General features: G+C 59.6%; 19 protein-coding genes. 11 read left to right on the plus strand and 8 right to left on the minus strand.

Annotated elements, in window-relative coordinates; translation table 11 throughout:
* Positions 1 to 4 precede the first annotated feature (4 nt).
* Positions 5 to 502, minus strand: a complete 498-nt coding sequence (locus J2Y56_RS25210; RefSeq protein WP_007947227.1) for a DUF6231 family protein — start codon at positions 500 to 502, stop codon at positions 5 to 7.
* Between the two features lie 188 nt (positions 503 to 690).
* Here J2Y56_RS25210 and J2Y56_RS25215 point away from each other — a divergent pair, with 188 nt between their 5' ends.
* The 4 genes from J2Y56_RS25215 to J2Y56_RS25230 all read left to right on the plus strand — a co-directional run bounded on the left by J2Y56_RS25215 (position 691) and on the right by J2Y56_RS25230 (position 3,366).
* Positions 691 to 1,380 carry an OmpA family protein gene (locus J2Y56_RS25215; protein WP_007947228.1) on the plus strand — a complete coding sequence of 230 codons (690 nt, stop codon included), beginning with the start codon at positions 691 to 693 and terminating at the stop codon, positions 1,378 to 1,380.
* Positions 1,381 to 1,471: 91 nt separating this feature from the next.
* Positions 1,472 to 2,191: an OmpA family protein gene (locus tag J2Y56_RS25220; RefSeq protein WP_310353363.1), complete on the plus strand. Its 720-nt coding sequence runs from the start codon at positions 1,472 to 1,474 to the stop codon at positions 2,189 to 2,191.
* Positions 2,192 to 2,336: 145 nt separating this feature from the next.
* Entirely contained in the window at positions 2,337 to 2,615 is a 279-nt protein-coding gene (locus J2Y56_RS25225; RefSeq protein ID WP_033049463.1) for a DUF1145 domain-containing protein, read from the plus strand.
* Positions 2,608 to 3,366, plus strand: coding sequence for a collagen-like protein (locus J2Y56_RS25230; protein ID WP_310337648.1), 759 nt, complete (start codon positions 2,608 to 2,610; stop codon positions 3,364 to 3,366). The genes J2Y56_RS25225 and J2Y56_RS25230 overlap by 8 nt, the downstream gene beginning before the upstream one ends.
* A 44-nt stretch (positions 3,367 to 3,410) precedes the next feature.
* Here the strand turns inward: J2Y56_RS25230 and J2Y56_RS25235 are convergent, their stop codons facing one another.
* A complete protein-coding gene (locus tag J2Y56_RS25235) occupies positions 3,411 to 3,875 on the minus strand; it encodes a CopD family protein (RefSeq protein WP_007947233.1) in 465 nt (154 codons plus the stop codon).
* 98 nt (positions 3,876 to 3,973) lie between these two features.
* Here J2Y56_RS25235 and dinG point away from each other — a divergent pair, with 98 nt between their 5' ends.
* The 5 genes from dinG to pdxH all read left to right on the plus strand — a co-directional run bounded on the left by dinG (position 3,974) and on the right by pdxH (position 11,886).
* The gene (gene dinG / locus J2Y56_RS25240) at positions 3,974 to 6,118 is read left to right on the plus strand and encodes an ATP-dependent DNA helicase DinG (protein ID WP_007947234.1); all 2,145 of its coding nucleotides are present in this window, start codon (positions 3,974 to 3,976) and stop codon (positions 6,116 to 6,118) included.
* A 95-nt stretch (positions 6,119 to 6,213) separates the two neighbouring features.
* A complete protein-coding gene (locus tag J2Y56_RS25245; protein ID WP_310353368.1) occupies positions 6,214 to 8,715 on the plus strand; it encodes a beta-agarase in 2,502 nt (833 codons plus the stop codon).
* Positions 8,716 to 8,845: 130 nt separating this feature from the next.
* Positions 8,846 to 9,991: an EstA family serine hydrolase gene (locus tag J2Y56_RS25250; RefSeq protein WP_033049469.1), complete on the plus strand. Its 1,146-nt coding sequence runs from the start codon at positions 8,846 to 8,848 to the stop codon at positions 9,989 to 9,991.
* A 113-nt stretch (positions 9,992 to 10,104) separates the two neighbouring features.
* Positions 10,105 to 11,214, plus strand: coding sequence for an OmpA family protein (locus tag J2Y56_RS25255; RefSeq protein ID WP_310337652.1), 1,110 nt, complete (start codon positions 10,105 to 10,107; stop codon positions 11,212 to 11,214).
* 24 nt (positions 11,215 to 11,238) lie between these two features.
* The gene (gene pdxH, locus J2Y56_RS25260; RefSeq protein ID WP_007947239.1) at positions 11,239 to 11,886 is read left to right on the plus strand and encodes a pyridoxamine 5'-phosphate oxidase; all 648 of its coding nucleotides are present in this window, start codon (positions 11,239 to 11,241) and stop codon (positions 11,884 to 11,886) included.
* 5 nt (positions 11,887 to 11,891) lie between these two features.
* Here the strand turns inward: pdxH and J2Y56_RS25265 are convergent, their stop codons facing one another.
* The gene (locus J2Y56_RS25265) at positions 11,892 to 12,128 is read right to left on the minus strand and encodes a hypothetical protein (protein ID WP_310353371.1); all 237 of its coding nucleotides are present in this window, start codon (positions 12,126 to 12,128) and stop codon (positions 11,892 to 11,894) included.
* A gap of 169 nt (positions 12,129 to 12,297) precedes the next feature.
* Between J2Y56_RS25265 and J2Y56_RS25270 the strand changes: the two genes are divergently transcribed.
* Positions 12,298 to 12,762, plus strand: a complete 465-nt coding sequence (locus J2Y56_RS25270; RefSeq protein WP_007947242.1) for a glycine zipper 2TM domain-containing protein — start codon at positions 12,298 to 12,300, stop codon at positions 12,760 to 12,762.
* 64 nt (positions 12,763 to 12,826) lie between these two features.
* Here J2Y56_RS25270 and J2Y56_RS25275 read toward each other — a convergent pair whose 3' ends face one another.
* The 4 genes from J2Y56_RS25275 to nhaA form a co-directional block, all read right to left on the minus strand.
* A complete protein-coding gene (locus tag J2Y56_RS25275) occupies positions 12,827 to 13,084 on the minus strand; it encodes a hypothetical protein (protein ID WP_007947243.1) in 258 nt (85 codons plus the stop codon).
* The gene (locus tag J2Y56_RS25280; protein ID WP_007947244.1) at positions 13,081 to 13,311 is read right to left on the minus strand and encodes a hypothetical protein; all 231 of its coding nucleotides are present in this window, start codon (positions 13,309 to 13,311) and stop codon (positions 13,081 to 13,083) included. Before J2Y56_RS25280 ends, J2Y56_RS25275 begins: the two co-directional genes overlap by 4 nt.
* Entirely contained in the window at positions 13,308 to 14,495 is a 1,188-nt protein-coding gene (locus J2Y56_RS25285) for a colicin E3/pyocin S6 family cytotoxin (RefSeq protein WP_310353374.1), read from the minus strand. The genes J2Y56_RS25280 and J2Y56_RS25285 overlap by 4 nt, the downstream gene beginning before the upstream one ends.
* 120 nt (positions 14,496 to 14,615) lie before the next feature.
* On the minus strand, positions 14,616 to 15,803 hold the full coding sequence (gene nhaA / locus J2Y56_RS25290; protein ID WP_007947247.1) for a Na+/H+ antiporter NhaA: 1,188 nt from the start codon (positions 15,801 to 15,803) through the stop codon (positions 14,616 to 14,618).
* Positions 15,804 to 16,040: 237 nt separating this feature from the next.
* Here nhaA and J2Y56_RS25295 point away from each other — a divergent pair, with 237 nt between their 5' ends.
* On the plus strand, positions 16,041 to 17,138 hold the full coding sequence (locus J2Y56_RS25295) for a PLP-dependent cysteine synthase family protein (RefSeq protein ID WP_310353398.1): 1,098 nt from the start codon (positions 16,041 to 16,043) through the stop codon (positions 17,136 to 17,138).
* Positions 17,139 to 17,261: 123 nt separating this feature from the next.
* On the opposite strand, the gene J2Y56_RS25300 is transcribed toward J2Y56_RS25295, so the two are convergent.
* Complete coding sequence (locus J2Y56_RS25300; protein ID WP_007947249.1) at positions 17,262 to 18,875, minus strand: NAD(P)/FAD-dependent oxidoreductase; 1,614 nt, start codon at positions 18,873 to 18,875, stop codon at positions 17,262 to 17,264.
* Positions 18,876 to 18,949: the final 74 nt, after the last annotated feature.

Raw genomic sequence — 18,949 nt, forward strand, 5'->3', positions numbered from 1 at the left:
GGCATTACCACCAATATTTCCCGAAGTTTTCCGGATTGGCCCAAAAGCGTGAGTTGAGCCAATCGGGTACTTGCTTGTATTCAAGCAGATCATAGGTAAACAGCGTCAACACTTGTTCGTCGCGCTGGAAGCGCTCGCTCGCTTGCAGGGCCAGTGAGAAAAAATCCGTCTCCTGCCAGCCACTGGCCGACAAGTCCGCCAACACGGCAATGCGGCTGGCGTTGAGGTTGCGGATCCCGCCAAGCAGGTTCAGGCCATCGCGCTTGGGCAAATGTTCGAGGCAATCGACTGCCAGCGCCAGGTCAAACCGGCGCGCCGCCAGGTCCTCCGGCAACGGCCCCGGTGCCGCATGGGCCACACACGTATCCGGGTGGGCAAGTTTGAATGCTGCCAGCGCGGGGAACTCACTGGCACCGATCAGCAACAGCTGCGCGGGGGCGTAACGGTCTAGCAAAGCCGCCAACGCCTGTTGCGGCGTGCGCGAAGAAATACCTGCAGTCATCAAAGATCCTCAATCAGAGCGCCAAGACTAGCCTGCCCAAACGTCCGGGCCTAGCGCAGGTTTACAGCAAATACGACATTGCGTGGTGAACGCAGATAAAACAGCCGTGGCCTCTTGCTGGCGCAGATTAATACTCGGGTCTTTACTACCAGAATCGGTTCTAAGCCGATCCCTCAGGAGAAAACTAGATGAGCATAGTTCGGACAGCATTACCCTTGGTTCTGCTAACCAGTGTGTTGACTGGTTGTGCAGGTTTGCAGAAAACCGACTGGCCGACCTGTGCGGCTGTCGGGGGTGTCATTGGTGCGGGTCTCGGCGCGACCGAGAGCTCCGCATGGGCAGGCTATGGTGCGCTGCTTGTCGGCGGTACGGCCGCAGCCTATTGCTGGGTACACGGTGATGGCGACGAAGATGGCGATGGTGTGCCGGACAGTCGCGACAAGTGCCCAGGCACACCTCACGGTGTGACGGTCGATGCCAACGGTTGCCCTCCACCTGCGCCTGTGGTCGAAGAGGCCGTCGTGGTCAAGGAAGAAACGATTGTCATCCGCGATGTTCACTTCCAGTTTGACAAAGCTACGCTCACCGAGTCCGACAAAGAGGTACTCGACAAGGTTGCCACGCGCTTGAAAGGGGAATCGTCTTCCGCTCAATTGACCGTTACCGGCCATACCGATAGCGTGGGCAGCGATGCCTACAACCAGAAACTGTCGGATAAACGCGCTCACTCGGTGGTTGAATACCTCATCCAGGAAGGTGTGCCACGCAGCAGCTTCGTATCTGTGGTCGGTGCGGGTGAAAGCCAGCCGGTCGCCGATAACAGCACCGCTGACGGCCGCGCGCAGAACCGTCGCACGGAAATCAAAATCAACCGTTAAGTCCCTTCCGCTCCGCGGCTTGTGTAGTCGCGGATGCGGGTCTTTACTCCTGTGTAACCGGTATTAAGCCGGTAACACAGGAGCTTTTAATATGAGCGTTCTCACAAGGACCGTCTTGCCGGTTCTGCTGCTTGGCAGCCTGTTGACCGGTTGCGCAACTCACAGTGATGGTACTGCCCCCCTCAATCAACGAACCTGGCCGATCTGCAGCCTCATTGGCGGTCTGGTGGGCGGAGGTTTGGGCGCCATCGAAAGTGGTGCCTGGGCGGCCGGGGGCGCAGCGCTTGGAATCTTGACCGGTGGCTTGATCTGTTACGCTCAGGATGGCGATCAGGATAGCGATGGTGTCTTCGATCGACGTGATCGCTGCCCCGATACCCCTGCCGACACGCCTGTCGAACATCATGGTTGTCCGCGGCCGCAATACCCGGGCGGTGTGACAGAACCTGTCGTGCAAGCGGAAGTCATCACCCTCAGCGATGCGGGCGATGTGTTGTTTGCCACCAACCAGTCTGACCTGACCCCCGCAGCGAAGAGTCAGCTGGATGCCTTGATGACCAGGTTGCAAGGCGCGGATGTGTCGAGTATCAAAGTGGTCGGCCATACCGACAACGTCGGTACCGATGCCTACAATCAGACACTTTCGGAACGTCGCGCCAACAGCGTGGCGGACTACCTGTTGAGTCAGGGCGTGGCGCCGAACAAAGTCAGCAGTGAAGGTAAAGGCGAAAGTGAGCCTGTGGCTGAAAACGATACCGAAGAAGGGCGCGCGAAAAACCGTCGCGTGGATTTGAACATCAATGTGACCTGAGCCACGAATTAGAGCCGTCGACCACCCGCACAGTGGGTCGACGGCCATTCGGCAGTCTTCATCAAGATTTTTCTGTTGCCCTCTGGCATATTCCTCGTGGAAGCCGCTACTGTGCTCGCAAACAATAATGATCAGCGGGGGGCGTATGAAGGTGTTTTGGTGGCTGGGGAAGTTGTTGACCCTGCTGTTCTGGTTGGTGGTGCTGGTCAATCTGCTCGCGCCGTTTGTTTATCCCCTGCACTCGTTGGTCGAGCTGGCCGGTGGCGCGCTGGCACTGTTCCATCTTCTGGAGTTGGTGTTCTGCAACCGCAGTCTCAGAGGCCGCGCGCATCCTTGGCGTGATCGCCTTCAAATTGCCATTTTCGGCGTGTTTCACCTGCAAACCCTCCCGACTCCCTCCGCACCTAAGGCTTCCCATGCGTAATCTCTGTCTGCTCGCCGCTTTTATCAGTCCACTGGCTTGCGCTCAGGTTGTCAGCGTCGAAAGCAACTCACTGATGCGTCTGCCCAATACGGCCAGTACCTTGCAACTGGAGCGGCTGGAAGTCGCTGATTACGGCACGTTGCTGATTCCTTCGAATGTGACCGAAGTGACGGTGGGCGAATTGCATTTGGGGCGTGAAGCGCGAATTGCCATTGTGCCAAGTGAACAAACGCTGGCATTCAAAGTGCGCCGCGCCGAATTGTCTGAAGGCAGCCAGATCACCGCGAGGGGCGCACCGGGCAGTTTCCAGAAAGCTGCACGGTCGGGGCGCAACCTGAACTTGCAGATCCATGCGTTGAATGCCCCGCAATTGTCGGTTGACGCTCGCGGCGGCGCGGGCGCTCCGGGGTTTTTCGGTCTTGATGGCGCCAATGGCCAGGCACCGGGGTGCACCTGGGGGCAGGCCGGTCGCGGTGCGGATGGCAGCAATGGCAGCGATGGTCAGCCGGGTGCTTCGGGCGCGCAGGTAAGGCTGGAGGTGCCGCGTGATTTTCCGACGGATAAAATCAAGGTGCAGGTGGCGGGAGGTGCCGGTGGCCTTGCAGGTCCTGGCGGTAAACCAGGAGCGGGTGGCAAGGCCAAGGGCTGTCTCGTGTACACCACCGATGGCGGCAAGAGTGGCCAACCGGGTGCTGATGGTCAGCCAGGACCTGCCGGTGCGGCGGGGTCGGTGACGGTTCAGCGGTTGTAAGCAGTTTTGATTGATCGTTCCCACGCAGAGCGTGGGAACGATCATTAAAACATCGGTCGGGCCGCGGCAATCGCCACCAGCAACAAGCCCACCAGAAGATTAATCCCCACCAACCGCCGAATTCTCCCTAGCACCGCCGCCCCTGCCGGCCAATCCTGCGCCGTCACCGCCGCGCGCAACTCAGGCAACATTAATGCCTGAATCCGGATAAACAGCGCCGTCATCACCACGTACAAGCCCATCATCACCTGCACATACCGCGGCGCGGTCTCGAACCCGATGTGTTGCAGATGAATCATGCCGACACCGCTGACCGGCAACAACACCACCGCGACCCACACCCAGCGGAAAAATCCTTGAAACACTTCCACCCACAGTTTCAACCGGGCGGGGCCTTCCAGCGCTGTCACTGCGGCGGGGCGCAAGACCATCCAGGCGAAAAACATGCCGCCCACCCACACGAGGGCGGACAGGACATGCAGGGTATAAACGATGCCAAAAGGTGTCATTGGGGCACTCCGTTCTGCGCGGGATTAATTAGCGGGGTATGATAGCGGCGATCCGAACCACTGAAAATTTATCCAGCGTTTTTTGCGCCCGACAATCCATGATCAGCACCGAACTCAAAACCACGATCCAGGGCGCCTACTCGCGTTTTCTCGAAGCCAAGAGCCTCAAGCCGCGCTACGGCCAACGCCTGATGATCGCCGAAATTGCCAAAGTCCTCGGTGACATTGACACCGACGACGAAGGCCGGCGCAGTGGCGACCCCGCGATTGTTGCGGTGGAAGCCGGCACCGGTACTGGCAAAACCGTAGCCTACAGCCTGGCGGCGATCCCGACCGCCAAGGCTGCCGGCAAACGCCTGGTGATCGCCACGGCCACCGTGGCCCTGCAAGAGCAGATCGTCTACAAGGACTTGCCTGACCTGATGCGCAACAGCGGGCTGAATTTCAGCTTCGCGTTGGCCAAGGGCCGCGGGCGCTACATGTGCCTGTCCAAGCTCGACATGCTGCTGCAGGAAGGCCACGCACAAACCGCTACCGCGCAGTTGTTCGAAGAAGAAGGCTTCAAGATCGAGGTCGACGAGGCCAGTCAGAAGCTGTTCACCAGCATGATCGAAAAACTCGCCGGCAATAAATGGGACGGCGACCGCGACAGTTGGTCCACGGCCCTGGAAGACGCCGACTGGGCGCGCCTGACCACCGATCACAGCCAATGCACCAACCGCCATTGCCCGAACTTTGGCCAGTGCGCCTTTTACAAGGCCCGCGAAGGCATGGGCAAGGTCGACGTGATCGTCACCAACCACGACATGGTGCTGGCTGACCTGGCCTTGGGCGGCGGTGCTGTTTTGCCGGATCCACGTGACACCATCTACGTATTCGACGAAGGTCACCACCTGCCAGACAAGGCCATCGGCCATTTCGCCCATTACACGCGTCTGCGCTCCACCGCCGACTGGCTGGAAACCACCGCGAAAAACCTCACCAAATTACTGGCCCAACATCCGTTGCCGGGTGACCTCGGCAAGCTGATCGAGCAAGTGCCGGAACTGGCCCGCGAGATCAAGACCCAGCAGCAATTCATGTTCACCGCCTGTGAACAGGCCGCCGATTTCAAACCCGGCGAAGACGTCGAAGGTCGCGAGCGGCCGCGCCACCGCTTTGTTGGCGGGGTGATTCCCGAGCACATGCGCGAGATGGGCATTGAGTTGAAGAAGGGCTTTGCCCGTTTGACCGACCTGTTCACCCGGCTCACCGAGTTGCTCAAGGAAGGCATGGACGGCGAGGTCAACATCGGCATCGCCAGCAATCAAGCCGAAGAGTGGTATCCACTGTTTGGCAGCCTGTTGTCCCGTTCCTCGGGCAATTGGGAATTGTGGGGCGCGTTCACCGCCGAAGACCCGGAAGACAACCCGCCCATGGCCCGTTGGTTGACCCTGGCCGAAAGCGGTTCGCTGTTCGACATCGAGGTCAACGCCAGCCCGATCCTCGCGGCGGAAATGCTCCGGCGCAATCTGTGGAACGTCGCATACGGCGCACTGGTGACTTCGGCAACGCTGACGGCCCTGGGCACCTTCGACCGTTTCCGCATGCGTGCCGGGCTGCCGAAAAAAGCCGTGACCGCCGTGGTTCCGAGCCCGTTCCATCATGCTGATGCCGGCGTGCTGCGAGTACCGGATCTGAAAGCCGATCCGCGTGATGCACCGGCCCACACCGCCGCGATCATTCGGGATCTGCCGCAACTGGTTGAGGGCTCGCGGGGCACGCTGGTGTTGTTCTCTTCCCGCAAGCAGATGCAGGACGTGTTCGACGGCCTCGACCGCGACTGGCGCAAGCAAGTGTTCATTCAAGGCAACCTGTCGAAGCAGGAAACGTTGAACAAGCACAAGGCACGCGTCGATGGCGGGGACTCCAGTGTGCTGTTCGGCCTCGCGAGTTTCGCCGAAGGCGTCGACTTGCCGGGCGCGTACTGCGAGCACGTAGTCATCGCGAAGATTCCGTTCTCGGTGCCGGACGATCCCGTCGAAGCGGCGCTGGCGGAATGGATCGAAGCCCGTGGCGGCAATCCATTCATGGAAATCTCCGTGCCCGATGCCTCGCTGAAACTGGTCCAGGCCTGCGGTCGCTTGCTGCGCACCGAAGAAGACCGCGGCACCATCACCTTGCTGGATCGACGTCTGGTCACCCAGCGTTACGGCAAAGCCATCCTCAATGCGTTGCCGCCATTCCGTCGCGAAATTTCCTGATTCACCGGTGGGCACATTTGCCCACCGCGTTGTCTATCTCTCTACCATCGCTTTTCCACTGACCATTGAAGGTCGTTAGGGAGAAACACGTTCCTATGATTCGCCGTTCGTTGCCCGCTGTATTTGCCCTGATGTTCGCAGCTCCTTTGCTGGCGGCCCCTGCCAGCCAACAGACGCTGTTCAACTTTGTACGCACTGCCGACGTGGTCCAGGTGACGACTCAGGATGCCAGCCTGCCGCAATCCAATGCGGAGCAAACAGCCGAAGGCGAAGTGTTGCGCCGGGTCACTTTCAATCCGGTGGCCCAGCCGAGTTTGCGACTGACGCCGCAAACCGGTGCCTGGGACTGGTCACAGTCGGGTGTGATGAGCCTGCGGATTCAGAGTGCGATGGACTGGGCCGTGACCCTTTACGTAAAAATCCAGAGTAATGACGGCAAGACACTGTTCAGTCGCGTCGATTTGCCGGCCGGCCCTGCGCAGACCTTGCTGGTACCGTTGGTGGCAAGCTCACCCTTGAGCCAGGGCATGAAAGCCGGGCCGCCGATGCCGATGACGGTCGACGGGCAGCGCATTTTGCTGGCCAGCAGCGCCGGTCAACTGGATCGCGGCCAGGTGGTGTCGGTGACCTTGTCGATGGATCAACCGAAAGTGGCCCAGAACATTTTGCTCGAACGTTTTGGCGTGCAGGACGGCGAGGCGGTGATCCACGCCGTTTATGGCGGATTGGTGGATGCTTACGGTCAGTCGACCCGGGCCAAATGGCCGGAAAAAATCAACAACGATGAGCAACTCAAAAGCGCCGCCGCCAAGGAACAGCAGCAACTGAAAACCTGGCTGGCCGAGCGCGAAAAATCTTCCTTGGACACTTTCGGTGGCTGGACCAAAGGCCCGACGTTCAACGCCAGCGGTTACTTCCGTACCGAAAAGCGTGACGGTCGCTGGTATCTGGTGACCCCGCAAGGGCATCCGTTCTATTCGCTTGGGGTCAATACCGTGACCCCGGACGTTAACCAGACCTACGTCGCTAGTCGCGAGTGGATGTTCGAATCCCTGCCAAAACCCGATGAAGCGCTGGCTAATCATTTTGGTGAAGGCAACAACCGTGGCGGCAATGGTGCGGATCAGGGGCGCAGCTACGACGCCGGTCGCTGGTACGACTTTTACGGCGCCAACTTGCAGCGTTTGTATGGCGAACCTTGTGTATTGGGCAGCGACACCAAGGCCGGCGTCGCCGCCGCGGCCAAGGCCGACGCGGTCGAAGCGACGGTCGAGAAGGCCGCCGAGCCACCGGTGATCCCGGCGACCGCCGAAGCCGGCGTTGCCGAAGCCGCCAAGACCGGCGCCGTTGACGCGACTGTTGCGAAAGCGGCTGAGAACACTCCCGCCGAACCCTGCAAAGCGGTGGTGGATGAACAACGCTGGACCGGCCACACCCTGGATCGCCTGCAAGCCTGGGGTTTCAACACCATCGGAAACTGGAGCGCTGAGTCGCTGGGCAATGTTGATCGAGTGCCTTACACCTTGCCGCTGTCGATCGTCGGCGATTACGCCAGCATCAGCACCGGCACCGACTGGTGGGGTGGTATGCCCGACCCGTTCGATCCGCGTTTCGCCATGGCCACCGAACGAGCCGTGGCCATTGCCACCCGCGACCATCGCGATGACCCGTGGCTGATCGGCTACTACGCTGACAACGAATTAGCCTGGGCCGGTCCCGGTGATGACCCGAAAGCCCGTTACGCCTTGGCTTACGGCACCTTGAAAATGACCACCGACGTGCCGGCCAAACGCGCGTTCCTCAAGCAACTGCGGGACAAATATCGCAATCAGGCCGGTCTGTCCAAAGCTTGGGGCATCGACTTGCCGGCATGGGAATTGATGGAAGACCCGGGGTTCGTACCGCCGCTGCCCAGCGTTGACCACCCGGAAATCGAAGCCGACTTCAAATACTTCCAGAAGGTCTTCGCCGACACCTATTTCAAAACCATTTCCGATTCGCTCAAGTGGCATGCGCCGAACCAGCTGTTGTTGGGCGGTCGTTTCGCCATCAGCACCCCGGAAGCCGTGGACTCCTGCGCTCAATATTGCGACGTGTTGAGCTTCAACATGTACACCCTGCAACCGCAGGATGGCTACGACTTCGCCAAGCTGCGCAGCCTCGACAAACCGGTGCTGATCACCGAATTCAACTTCGGCTCGGCGGATCGCGGCCCGTTCTGGGGCGGTGTGACACAAGTGGCAAAGGAAGAAGATCGTGGGTTGGCTTACGCGAACTTCCTTAAACAAGCGCTGAGCGAACCCTCGATTGTCGGAGTGCACTGGTTCCAGTATCTGGACCAACCCGTCACCGGGCGGTTGCTGGACGGTGAGAATGGGCACTTTGGTCTGGTGGGCATCACCGATCTGCCGTTCCAGGGGTTTGTCGAGTCTGTGCGCAAGAGCAACCTGGCGACTGTCGACCAGTTGGGAAAAGCCGCTGAGAAAGCGGCGGCTGAGGCAGACAAAGCCAGCCACGATGCCCAAGGCGGCAGAAAGGCCGAGGCCGGCAAAGGCCCGGGGAAGGGCGCCGGTGGGCACTCCGGCCAAGGTCACTGATTTCCTGTGGCGAGGGGTTGTGCTGAGTCATTTCAACAGGCGACCGCCCGACCCGACCCCATTCCCAAAACCCTCAAGGGCTGGAACAATGCGGGCCAGTTTGTATAGCGATTATCCGGGAGCAATGCGGGTGCAGATTCAGGGTCATTACGAGCTTAAGTTCGAAGCAGTGCGCGAAGCCTTCGCAGCGTTGTTCGACGATCCTCAGGAACGTGGCGCAGCCTTGTGCATCCAGATCGGCGGCGAAACTGTCCTCGACCTCTGGTCCGGCACCGCGGACAAGGACGGCAGCGAAGCCTGGCACAGCGACACCATCGCCAACCTGTTCTCTTGCACCAAGACGTTCACAGCTGTCACGGCCCTGCAATTGGTGGCTGAAGGCAAGCTGCAACTGGACGCGCCGGTTGCACGCTACTGGCCCGAATTTGCCGCTGCCGGCAAAGAGTCCGTGACCCTGCGTCAGTTGCTCTGCCATCAGGCCGGCTTGCCGGCGTTGCGTGAATTGCTGGCGCCAGAAGCGCTTTACGACTGGCAAACCATGGTCGACGCCCTGGCGGCCGAAGCACCGTGGTGGACGCCGGGTCAGGGTCATGGCTACGCCGCGATCACGTACGGCTGGCTGGTGGGCGAATTACTGCGCCGCGCCGACGGTCGTGGGCCGGGCGAGTCCATCGTGGCGCGGATTGCGAAGCCATTGGGGCTGGATTTCCACGTTGGCCTGGCCGATGAAGAATTTCATCGTGTGGCGCACATCGCCCGTGGCAAGGGTAACGTCGGCGACGCAGCGGCCCAACGTCTGCTGCAAGTGACGATGCGTGATCCGACTGCAATGACCACCCGTGCCTTCACCAATCCGCCGTCGATCATGACCAGCACCAACAAACCCGAGTGGCGGCGCATGCAGCAACCCGCCGCCAACGGCCATGGCAATGCGCGCAGCCTTGCCGGGTTTTACGCCGGTCTGCTCGACGGCAGCCTGCTGGAAAGCGAAATGCTCGATGAGCTGACCCGCGAACACAGCCTCGGCGACGACAAGACTTTATTGACCCGGACCCGATTCGGCCTGGGTTGCATGCTCGATCAACCGGATGTACCCAACGCGACTTACGGCCTCGGCCCGCGTGCGTTTGGTCATCCGGGCGCTGGCGGCTCCATCGGTTTTGCTGACCCGGAACGCGATGTGGCCTTCGGTTTTGTGACAAATACCCTGGGGCCGTACGTCTTGATGGATCCACGCGCGCAAAACCTTGCGCGAGTACTGGCCACTTGTCTGTAAACACGGCTGCCGGGTTCCAGAACGGAACCCGGCAGCCCTTTTTGATTCAAAGCGTCAGTTTGTGCGGGCCGCTCCGGTCTGACTTTTCATTACTTCAATTTTGTGGATATCCAATGTCATCCAAACCAACACTCGCCTTGGCCCTGTGCTTCGCTATCACCGGTTGCGCACAGACCCCACAAAGTGATTCCGAGGGCAGCAGCTGGTGGCCGTTCGGTTCGTCCGACAAAGTCGCCGCTAAAGAACCGACCCCGGCCCCAGCCCCGCTGAAACCCGCCGCCACAGCACCCGTAGCCAAGAATGAAAGCGCCAGCCCTTGGTACTGGCCGTTCGGTTCCGATGGCGCCGCTGAAATGACTAATGCAGAGCTTGCAGGAAAACCTGCAGCCAAGCCGGCCCAAGTGGCCAAGGCTGATGCAGACTCGGGTAACCAATGGTGGTGGCCGTTCGGCGGCAAGGAGCAGAGCGGCTCCAAAGTCGTGCCAATGCCAGACCCAAAAGTCACCCAGGCCTGGCTTGACGACTACGAGCCGCGCCTGCGCGAAGCGATCAAGGACAGCAAGCTGCAGCTTGAACGCCGTGAAAACGTGTTGGTGATCATCGCGCCGGTAGAAGGCTCGTTCAACCCGGATCGTCCGTCCATGCTGTTGCCGGTCACCCTTGGCCCGTTCACTCGTGTCGCGAAGATCCTCGAAGTCGACCCGAAAACGGCCGTGTTGGTCCTGGGCCACAGTGATACCTCGGGTGCCGCACCGGCCAATGTGAAACTGAGTCAGGAACGTGCACAATCGGTGGCCGCAATCTTCCGTCTCAGCGGTTTGCAGCGTGATCGCCTGATGCTTCGTGGCATGGGTGGTGACGCCCCGCGTGCGGCCAACGACAGCGTCGAAGGTCGAGCCCTGAACCGTCGCGTGGAATTGCTGGTGACCCCGCAAAACACCATGGTGGCGCTGCTGAGCAAGTACAACATGCCGGCCCCTGCGCCCGTGACCATGGTCGCTGCCAAGGACATCAAGCCAGTCGCCACCCCGACGACACCGGTCACTCCGGCGCCTGCCGCGAAGAAAGCCGCTGTACCTGCCGCGAAAAAGGCCCCGGCCAGCAAAGCCACCGCCAAGAAAACGCCCGCTAAAACCGCAACTCCGGCGAAAAAGACTGCACCGGCCAAAGCAGTTGCCGACACCAAGAAAGTCGACGTCGCCACTGAAACCGCCAAGAAGTGATTCGTTAACCAAAAGGACTGCGCCATGACCCAGCGCCTGGCTGATATGCGTCGTGACTACACCCGTGATGGCCTGACCGAGGCTCAAGCCCCGGCAGAGCCGTTCGGGCTGTTCCACCAGTGGTTTGCCGACGCGGTGAAAACCGAGCAAGCGCCGGTGGAGGCTAACGCCATGACCTTGGCGACGGTCGATCAGGACGGTCGGCCGCATTGCCGCATTCTGTTGCTCAAAGGTCTGGACGCACAGGGCTTTACGTTCTTCACCAACTACGAAAGTGCCAAGGGACAGCATCTGGCAGCGAATCCGTTCGCAGCCATGACCTTTTTCTGGCCGGCCCTGGAGCGCCAGGTGCGCATCGAGGGTCGAGTGGTGAAAGTCTCGCCTGAAGAGTCCGACGCCTATTTCCAGGTTCGTCCGCTGGGCAGCCGACTCGGTGCCTGGGCGTCACCGCAGAGCCGGGTGATTGCTGATCGCGGGGAACTGGAAGCGCTGCTCAAGAACACCGAGCAGCGTTTCAGTGACACCGCGCCACACTGTCCGGACCACTGGGGCGGTTATCGCTTGTTGCCGGAGCGCATCGAGTTCTGGCAAGGCCGCGCGAGCCGCTTGCATGATCGCCTCAACTACCGCCTACAGGGCGTCGACTGGATTCTTGAACGTCTGGCACCCTAGGCAGTCTACCGTTCGGGATACCTTGCAGCAGCGGCTTCAAGCCACTGCTGTAAGTCTCGACGCTTGATTTTCTGCGCTTGAGCGTTTTCCAGCTGCTGGAGCATGAACGCTTTTTTAAGCTCGTCATCCCCCGCCAAGGCCAACGCCAGGTCTCGGACCATCCAGCGTTTTATCCGCACGTACAGCCACCCGTGGAAGTACAGCCCCGCGACGGTCGTGACGACAATGATGAAGTAGTCCATGAAAAATCCTTGGTGCGGCGTGGATTCCGGCAATTGCCGCTAACCGGTTGGTGAGTTATTCGAGGCGCCTGTACCGGGCCTGAATCAAACCACTTTTATCCGGGCGTTGCCGTGACACGCGTCAAAGTGCGGGGTTTATAATGAATACCTGTCCTTTGGAGTTGATGCTATGCGTAAGTCTGTTTTGTTGGTTGCTTCCTTTTCCACGATGGCGATGTTGCTCACCGGCTGCCAATCGAGCCTGACCGGTGACTCCTACTCCCGTGATGAAGCGCGTCGTGTGCAAACGATTCGCATGGGCACCATCGAAGCGCTGCGCCCAGTGAAAATCGAAGGCACCAAAACCCCAATCGGCGGCGCTGCAGGCGCAGTGGTTGGCGGTGTAGGCGCAAGCTCCATCGGTAGCGGCAACGGCAGCATCGTCGCCGCGGTCATCGGCGCAGTCGCCGGCGGCCTGTTGGGCTCGGCAGCCGAAGAAGGCCTGACCCGCACCCAGGGTGTTGAAATCACCGTACGCGAAGACGACGGCAGCATGCGCGCCTATGTACAGCAGGTTCAGGAAAATGAAATTTTCCGCGTGGGTGAGCGGGTACGGATTGCTACGGTTGATGGGACTAGCCGCGTTTCGCACTAAGCGGGAAACGGGTAAAGGAAAACCCCGATCAGGTGACTGGTCGGGGTTTTTTACGAGTAGAAAATTACTTGCTTGCATGACTTCCGAGCTGAAAATCGTACTTCGGGTCGTAGAACGTAATGCCGATCAAAGCTTCCAACTGCGTTATCTGAGCACTATCAAGATCGTAACCATAGATTTCGTCTTCTGGTTCGCTCCACTTCATTATTATTCTCAGTTCTTCAATATTCTCCTTGGGGATGGGCACTTCAAACACTAAAAATTCTGTTTTTTTATCAAAAGCTTCAACTGCATGGCGTACCGCTGGATAGCTCCGCGTCATTCTGTGCATACCAGTTGTACGACATTATTTGCACCTAAGAGGGATTTTCCTGTCCAGTCTTCCAATACCTTTACTTGTTCTGAAGACAAGTCGTGACCGTCGAATTCATCGTCCGGTTGCTGCCAGTTCATCAGAGCTCTCAAAGCTTTACGTCGACTGGCAGGTACATCTACGGTAAGAAGCAGATCTTCCGTCTGACGGTCGAAAACCTCTATTACATGTTTCATTTTTCTACTCTCCTTGCCGGATCGGCTGGTTTTGTCTGCTCTCCGGTTTCCGGGTTGTACTCTCCCAGATGTTTTCCTTGTTTCGTGTACAACTCAACCTTGCCATGTTGTGAGTCCCATTCATAAATTCTCCCTGACGGATCCTTCCAGCGTCTGCGCTTTTTTCCGCCGCCCCGCACGGAAGTTTTCATCGGCGCAGGTTTTATATCTGGAAAAGCTGGTAACGCCGTTGGCGCAGGGTGGTACTTCAGATCTCCCGTGACACTCAGCACAATGTAAACCGGCTTCACCCCCGAGTCCGCCGGAAACACAAGAATGAAATCCTTGTACTCTGGCGGATACACCGGGTTCACGATAATGCGGTCCGCCGCAGGCGTCGGTGGATACACCCAGATATGTGGCGCTTGCGGCGCAGCTTCCAGTGCTGGAATACCGAGGATGTCCGAGCCATCCACAGCCGGTGTCCAGATAAGCTCAACACCATCCCCGAGATCGGCCACCTGCTGACTGCCGCGCAACGTGAACTGCACGACATCGACCATTTCCCAATCGCGGTTTTTGCCAGTGTAGAAACCGTAGCCGTTGAGACTGCCGTCAGCCTGTTGCTCGACCTGCAAACGAACGCGGGTTCTGGCCTGCTTGAGGGCGCGCAGTTGGTCTTCGGTATAGAGCGCGCTGTCACCCAGGCTCGACGTCCAGAACAAGGCGACGACACCGGCCAATGTGGCGACTGCTGCTGCTTCAAGTGCCAAGACAGACGCTGCGAGAGTAGGAGCGCTTAGTGCAAGCCGACCTATGCCGAGCGAGACGGTACTGCCACTGATGGTTTCAAGATTCAGCAGTCCGGCTTCGTCTACATTACGAGCACCAAGCCAGGCGATTTCGCCGTAGTCCTTGAGACTGTCAGTCGGAACCATGCCCGAAGGATTCGAGTAATCAATGATGGCGTTGGGCAGGTTGCAGGACTTGGCAAAAACGCATCCCGCGCGAGCGATTTCAGGCTTTTTCGCCGAGACCTGAAGACGATCTTCAAATGCCTGCTGCCGGGCGAGCATGGCGTCGTAAGCGCTTTGTCGTGCCTCGCGCTCGGCCAGTTCGGTGGCGTTCATGACGCGATGGGTGACGTGATGACCGTCACCGGGGGGCGGGTTTTCAACCCTGGGGACTTCCTTGTTGCCAGCCACTGATCTTCCTTGCGTTCGTCCGTCGACAGCCCCCGAAGAGGAGCTGTGCGACGTTAACGAACGAGGTTAATCGTGGCTGTAGGACGAATCCTTAATGCTGCCAGGAGAGTTCTCTATCGCTCAGGATTTCAGCATCGCGCTTTTGCGACTTGCCATCGCCGTCACGGCATAACCGATCAATGCCGCAAGAATCGAACCGGTCAAAATCCCCATCCGGTCCATCCCGGCGTAGTCGCTGACGCCTGGCTCAAACGCCAGGGAGCCGACAAACAGGCTCATGGTGAAACCAATCCCGCAGAGGATCGCGACACCCAACACTTGGCCCCAGTTAGCGCCTTGGGGCAGGGCGGCGATGCCGATTTTCACGGCCAGCCAGGTCAGGCCGAACACGCCAACGGTTTTACCCAGTAACAGGCCAATCGCGATGCCCATCGGTACGTGGTGAGTGAAGCTTTCAACGGTGACGCCGCTCAGGGACAGGCCGGCGTTAGCGAAAGCGAACAGCGGCAGGATGCCGTAAGCGACCCACGGGTGCAGGGCGTGTTCAAGGGTCAGAAGCGGCGAAGACTCGGCGTTTTTGGTGCGCAGTGGTATACAGAAAGCCAGCGTCACACCCGCGAGAGTCGCGTGGACACCGCTCTTGAGCACGCACACCCAGAGGATCAAGCCGACGATCATGTACGGCCCGAGCTTTACCACGCCGAGCCGGTTCATGGCGATCAACGCGATGATGCAGGCGGCCGCCAGCGCCAGCGACAGCGTCGACAACGTCCCGGAATAGAAGACGGCGATGACGATGATCGCGCCCAGGTCGTCAATGATTGCCAGGGTCATCAGGAACAGCTTCAGCGACACCGGCACCCGTTTGCCCAGCAAGGCGAGTACGCCGAGGGCAAAGGCAATGTCGGTGGCCATCGGGATGGCCCAGCCACCCAGGGCTGCCGGGTCTTCACGGTTCAGAAACCAGTAGACCAGCGCCGGTACGACCATGCCGCCAATCGCTGCGGCACCGGGCAGGACGATTTGCGAGGGGTTCGACAGTTGGCCGTCGAGGACTTCACGTTTCACTTCCAGGCCGATCAACAGGAAGAACATCGCCATCAGGCCGTCGTTGATCCACAGCAGCAACGGCTTGGCGATTTTCAGCGCGCCGATCTGAGCGACGACAGGGGTGTCCAGCAGCCCGCTATAGAGCCACGACAGGGATGAGTTGTTGATGATTAAAGCCAGGGCTGCAGCGGCGATCAATAACAGACCGCTGGCAGCTTCCAACTGAAAGAAACGCGTGAAAGTGCTACGCAGAGGCAAGGTCGCTCTCCATCGATGAATTCAAAAGGTGGCACACCCTAACCCGTACCGTTGGTTGTTAAAACAAAAGTTATATTCTTTTTTGTTATATGTCGTTACAGCGCGAAGGACGGGACCGGACTTGAGCCTAGCAGTTGCCGGCGGTATTGAGCGTCAGCTGTACCTGTGCGTGTTGTAGGTTTTTTCCTAAGCTTGAAGGCTGAGCCTTATAAATAAGGCCGACCCAACGAGAAAGCCATCATGAGCGACAACCGACAGTGGGCCCGCGAAGCCATCCGGATTATCGAAGCGGACTTCCAGCGCAGCGCCGATACCCACCTGATCCCCTTGCCGCTGCCCGGTTTTCCGGGCATCGAGTTGTATTTCAAGGATGAATCCAGTCACCCCACCGGCAGCCTGAAGCACCGCCTGGCGCGCTCGTTGTTCCTCTATGCCCTGTGTAATGGCTGGTTGAAACCCGGCGCGCCAGTGATCGAGGCGTCCAGCGGCTCGACGGCGATTTCCGAGGCGTACTTCGCCAGCTTGCTGGGCTTGCCGTTCATTGCGGTAATGCCGGCGACCACTTCCAAAGAGAAGATCGCGCAAATTGCTTTCTACGGTGGCAAGAGTCATCTGGTCGACGACCCGACCCGGATCTACGCCGAGTCCGAACGGCTGGCGCGCGAGCATGATGGTCATTTCATCAATCAGTTCACCTACGCCGAACGCGCCACCGACTGGCGGGCGAACAACAACATCGCCGAATCGATCTTCCACCAAATGCGTTTTGAACAGCACCCTGAGCCGAGCTGGTTGATCTCCAGCCCCGGCACGGGCGGCACCACCGCAACGCTGGGTCGTTACGTGCGTTACCGCCAGCATTGCACCCGCGTAATGTGCGCCGATGCCGAACGTTCGGTGTTTTTCGATTACTACCAGACCGGCGATGCCAGCCTGCGCCTGGACTGTGGTTCGCGGATTGAAGGGATTGGCCGGCCACGGGTGGAAGCGTCGTTCCTGCCCAAGGTGATTGATGCCATGGTCAAGGTGCCGGACGCGTTGTCCCTGGCGGCCATGCACTACTTGGCGCAACGACTGGGGCGACGGGTTGGCGGATCGAGCGGGACCAACCTGATCGGCGCTTTGATGGCGGCCCAGCAGATGGCGGCAGCGGGGGAGTCGGGGTCGATCGTGGCGATTCTATGTGATGGCGGCGAGCGCTATGCCACCACCTATTACGATCAGGATTGGCTCAAGGGCCAGGGGTATGAGTTGGGTGGCTTGATGAATACGGTGGCGGCGAGTGTCGAGCGCGGTGAGGCACTTCCGGCCAGCGTGCTGCGCGCCAATATCTGACGTGTTGATCGTTCCCACGCTCTGAGTGGGAATGCCTCACCGGACGCTCTGCGTCCGCTTTGGGACGCGGAGCGTCCCTGGCTGCATTCCCACACGGAGCGTGGGAACGATCCAGGTCTCGGGTCAGGCTTCCAGGCCCAGGATGTCGCGGGCAACCGCTTCGGCAATCCGAATCCCGTCCACACCCGCCGACAGAATCCCGCCCGCATAACCCGCGCCTTCACCCGCCGGGAACAAGCCCTTCACGTTCAGGCTCTGCATCGACTCGTTACGGGTGATGCGCAGCGGTGACGAAGTTCGCGTCTCAATGCCGGTCAACACGGCGTCATGCAGCGAGTAACCGCGAATCTGCTTCTCGAACGCTGGCAACGCTTCACGAATGGCTTCGATGGCAAAGGCTGGCAAGGCCAGCGCCAAATCACCCAATGCCACGCCTGGTTTGTAGGACGGTTCAACGCTGCCCAGCTCAGTGGATGGCTTGCCGGCAATGAAGTCGCCGACCAGTTGCGCCGGTGCTTCGTAGTTGCTGCCGCCCAGCACAAAGGCGTGGGATTCCAGGCGCTCCTGCAATTCAATGCCGGCCAGCGGGCCGCCCGGGTAATCGACTTCCGGGGTGATCCCGACGACGATCCCGGAGTTGGCGTTGCGTTCGTTACGCGAGTACTGGCTCATGCCGTTGGTGACTACGCGGTTCGGTTCGGATGTGGCCGCAACCACGGTGCCGCCCGGGCACATGCAGAAGCTGTAGACCGAACGACCGTTCTTGGCGTGGTGCACCAGTTTGTAGTCGGCAGCCCCGAGTTTCGGGTGGCCGGCGTACTTGCCCAACCGCGCGCGGTCGATCAGCGACTGCGGGTGTTCAATGCGGAAACCCACGGAAAACGGTTTGGCTTCCATGAACACACCACGGCCGTGGAGCATGCGGAAAGTGTCCCGGGCACTGTGGCCAAGGGCCAGAATCACGTGCCTGGAATGAATCTGTTCGCCGCCATTGAGTTCGACGCCGACCAATTGGCCGTCTTCGATCAGCACGTCGGTGACACGTTGCTGGAAGCGTACTTCGCCGCCCAAGGCGCGAATCTGTTCACGCATGTTTTCCACCACACCGGTCAGACGGAACGTACCGATGTGCGGTTTGCTGACGTAGAGAATTTCGTCCGGCGCACCGGCCTTGACGAACTCGTGCAGGACTTTGCGGCCGATGAATTTCGGGTCCTTGATCTGGCTGTAGAGCTTGCCGTCGGAGAAAGTCCCCGCACCGCCCTCACCGAACTGCACGTTGGATTCGGGGTTGAGCACGCTTTTGCGCCACAGGCCCCACGTGTCCTTGGTGCGCTGGCGCACTTCGGTGCCGCGCTCGAGGATGATGGGCTTGAAGCCCATTTGCGCGAGCAGCAACCCGGCGAAAATCCCGCACGGCCCGAAACCCACGACCACAGGACGTTGCTGCAGATCGGCCGGTGCATGACCGACCACTTTGTAGCTGACATCCGGCGCCACGTTGACGTTACGGTCATCGGCGAATTTGTGCAGCAACGCGGCCTCATCCTTGGCGGTGAGGTCGATGGTGTAGATGAAGCACAGTTCGGAGGACTTTTTGCGCGCATCGTAGCTGCGCTTGAACAAGGTGAAATCGAGCAGGTCATCGCTGGCGATGCCCAGGCGCTGCACGATGGCAGGGCGCAGGTCTTCTTCGGGATGGTCGATCGGCAACTTGAGTTCAGTGATTCGTAACATGGCAGGACCCGGTTCGCGGGGCGCACAACTGCGCCAAGGCGTTTGAAACCGGCGATTATAAGCCCCAAAGGAGG

The sequence above is a fragment of the Pseudomonas sp. BE134 genome, from assembly GCF_031456105.1.
In the GTDB taxonomy this organism is placed as follows: Bacteria; Pseudomonadota; Gammaproteobacteria; order Pseudomonadales; family Pseudomonadaceae; genus Aquipseudomonas.

Coding starts and splice junctions, on each gene's coding strand:
- J2Y56_RS25210 (WP_007947227.1), bottom strand. CDS start 502: ATGACTGCAGGTATTTCTTCGCGCACGCCGCAACAGGCGTTGGCGGCT.
- J2Y56_RS25215 (WP_007947228.1), top strand. CDS start 691: ATGAGCATAGTTCGGACAGCATTACCCTTGGTTCTGCTAACCAGTGTG.
- J2Y56_RS25220 (WP_310353363.1), top strand. CDS start 1,472: ATGAGCGTTCTCACAAGGACCGTCTTGCCGGTTCTGCTGCTTGGCAGC.
- J2Y56_RS25225 (WP_033049463.1), top strand. CDS start 2,337: ATGAAGGTGTTTTGGTGGCTGGGGAAGTTGTTGACCCTGCTGTTCTGG.
- J2Y56_RS25230 (WP_310337648.1), top strand. CDS start 2,608: ATGCGTAATCTCTGTCTGCTCGCCGCTTTTATCAGTCCACTGGCTTGC.
- J2Y56_RS25235 (WP_007947233.1), bottom strand. CDS start 3,875: ATGACACCTTTTGGCATCGTTTATACCCTGCATGTCCTGTCCGCCCTC.
- dinG (WP_007947234.1), top strand. CDS start 3,974: ATGATCAGCACCGAACTCAAAACCACGATCCAGGGCGCCTACTCGCGT.
- J2Y56_RS25245 (WP_310353368.1), top strand. CDS start 6,214: ATGATTCGCCGTTCGTTGCCCGCTGTATTTGCCCTGATGTTCGCAGCT.
- J2Y56_RS25255 (WP_310337652.1), top strand. CDS start 10,105: ATGTCATCCAAACCAACACTCGCCTTGGCCCTGTGCTTCGCTATCACC.
- pdxH (WP_007947239.1), top strand. CDS start 11,239: ATGACCCAGCGCCTGGCTGATATGCGTCGTGACTACACCCGTGATGGC.
- J2Y56_RS25265 (WP_310353371.1), bottom strand. CDS start 12,128: ATGGACTACTTCATCATTGTCGTCACGACCGTCGCGGGGCTGTACTTC.
- J2Y56_RS25270 (WP_007947242.1), top strand. CDS start 12,298: ATGCGTAAGTCTGTTTTGTTGGTTGCTTCCTTTTCCACGATGGCGATG.
- J2Y56_RS25275 (WP_007947243.1), bottom strand. CDS start 13,084: ATGACGCGGAGCTATCCAGCGGTACGCCATGCAGTTGAAGCTTTTGAT.
- J2Y56_RS25280 (WP_007947244.1), bottom strand. CDS start 13,311: ATGAAACATGTAATAGAGGTTTTCGACCGTCAGACGGAAGATCTGCTT.
- J2Y56_RS25300 (WP_007947249.1), bottom strand. CDS start 18,875: ATGTTACGAATCACTGAACTCAAGTTGCCGATCGACCATCCCGAAGAA.